Raw genomic sequence first — 442 nt, 5'->3', positions numbered from 1 at the left:
GGCACTGCCGCCGCTGGATACCGACTTCATCGCCCACGTGGCCGGGCGGGTGGAAGCCCAGCGGCCGGACCTGGTCCCCGTGGACCGGGCTGCACTGCAAGCGGCATTCGCCGCCTTCGGCCACCGGCCACAGTTCTTCATGGCGGCGATGGGCGCCGTGCTCAGCCCTCTGTCGGACCACAGCGGCCGTTTCGAGCCGGCGCTGCAACAGGCCGCCGAGGACCAGCAGGCGCAGGACGAAGCGCAGATGGAGTCCGACTACCTGGGCCTCAAGCCGATCGAACAGGCGGTGCTGTGGCGCATGCTGGCGCAGGGGCCGCGCTTCCGCCCCTACGATGCAGAAGCCCTGCGCTTCTACCGCGAGAAGCTGGACCGCCCGGTGAGCGTTCAGCAGGCGCAGAAGGCGCTGGAATCGCTGCGGCAGCGCACACCGGCCCTGGTA

The 442-nt window shown here is 70.4% G+C and carries 1 protein-coding gene; it reads left to right on the top strand.

Translation table 11 applies throughout. The features are described 5' to 3' along the window. Positions 1 to 442 (top strand): hypothetical protein (locus E4T88_RS18945; RefSeq protein WP_221411821.1); only part of this gene is annotated, 442 nt, incomplete at both ends.

This window comes from Dysgonomonas mossii (assembly GCF_004569505.1).
In the GTDB taxonomy this organism is placed as follows: domain Bacteria; phylum Bacteroidota; class Bacteroidia; order Bacteroidales; family Dysgonomonadaceae; genus Dysgonomonas.
The sequence above is the reverse complement of the archived record's forward strand: the minus strand, read 5'-3'. Positions and strand labels throughout refer to the sequence as shown.